This window comes from Frankia sp. CcWB2 (genome assembly GCF_977927585.1).
The window spans coordinates 26901-28218 of sequence record NZ_CDWRCM010000009.1 but is presented as its reverse complement, the minus strand read 5'-3'; the positions used below and the strand labels follow the sequence as shown (position 1 = coordinate 28218).

The 1318-nt window shown below is 68.1% G+C and carries 3 protein-coding genes; 1 reads left to right on the top strand and 2 read right to left on the bottom strand.

Translation table 11 applies throughout. The features are described 5' to 3' along the window. Positions 1 to 312: NAD-binding protein (locus ACY45C_RS02275; RefSeq protein WP_462186008.1), on the top strand; the 312-nt coding region annotated here is incomplete at its 5' end. Here ACY45C_RS02275 and ACY45C_RS02270 read toward each other — a convergent pair. Together ACY45C_RS02270 and ACY45C_RS02265 are read right to left on the bottom strand one after the other, a co-directional pair. Next, the gene (locus tag ACY45C_RS02270) at positions 313 to 1023 is read right to left on the bottom strand and encodes a YoaK family protein (RefSeq protein WP_462186020.1); all 711 of its coding nucleotides are present in this window, start codon (positions 1021 to 1023) and stop codon (positions 313 to 315) included. It abuts the gene before it with no gap. 110 nt (positions 1024 to 1133) lie between these two features. Beyond that, the coding region (locus ACY45C_RS02265) for a VOC family protein (RefSeq protein WP_462186007.1) at positions 1134 to 1318 on the bottom strand (185 nt) is incomplete at its 5' end.

The following is a 1318-nucleotide window of genomic DNA, read 5'->3' as shown; positions in this document are numbered from 1 at the left end:
GGTTCGAAACGCGCAAGTTATTTCATTTTGACTCCCAACTCGTGGTACCTGGCGAATCGTGGTCAGACCATGGTGCGCGACGAGTTCGATTTCGGGTTTGCGGTCGACTGGATGCGCAAGGATCTGCGGATCTGCCTTGCCGAGGCGGGCCGGCGTGGTATCCCGCTGCCGATGATCGAGCTGGCCGAGCGGGATCTCGCCGCTGCCCAGGCGGACGGCGAGGGTGGTCTCGACACGACGGTCGTCATCCGGCAGCGGCGCCGTGCGACCAGGCCGGGTGGCGCGGGTGGCGAAGTCTCCCCGGCTTCCTGATCATGGCGCCGCAACGGTGCCGGTCACTGTGGCGATCAGGCAGCCGGTGACGGTACCGGTCGCCACGACGAGCGGGACGATCCGGCCGAGATGGAGCAGGCACAGGCCCCCGATCAGGGCTCCGGCGAACATGGCGACGGGGCCGGCGAACCGCCGCGCCCCACCGCGGCCCATTCCCCCACCGAGCCGGGAGTCGATGATGATCCCGGTCAAGGTGCTGGTCAGCACGTTCGTCCGGATGTCCGGAACGGCCATCCGCCGAGCCGTCGCGTGCTGCAGGCCCATCGCGAGGGCCAGCGGGAGGATGACGGTATAGGGCCGGGCCTCGGGGATCTCAGGGATCTCGGGTTCCGTGCCGAGTCCCTGGGTGACCAGCGCGGCGATCAGCGCGCCGGCCATCAGCCCGGTCTGCGCGGCCATCGCGATGATCAGCCACGAGAAGCGACGACCGCCGATTATGGTCACCGTGCCGATCCGTCCGGTGATGACGGCTCCGGCCAGGAACCCGGCCAGGGCCAGCGCCGACAGGTCGGCGGACAGGCCCGGGGCCCCGGCCAGCGCAAAGGCCAGCAGGACGACGTTTCCGGTCATGTTGGCCACGAATACCCGGCCGAGTCCGAGAAAACTGACCGCGTCGACGAGACCGGTGAGGATCGCCAACGCCACCAGCAGCGCCGGCAGCCGTCGACGCTGGTCGGGGGACGGCTGCATGGGCACAGTTTCACCGAGTGACGGCCGGTGCGGCGGGAGGCGGGAACTCCCGGCGCCTCTGATCTCGGCGCCTCTGATCTGATCTGATCTGATCAGATCTTCTGATCAGATCAGATCCGCAACGGACGGACCGGAGCCGCGGCGAGCGCGGGAGTGCTCCGCCAGTCGACCCCGGGAACGTCGATGTAGAGCTCGATCTCGTTGCCATCTGGGTCGAGGATGTACAAGCTGTGGGTGACCGTGTGATCCGACGCGCCGACGATGGTCACATCCGCGTCGTGCAGACGGGCGAGCA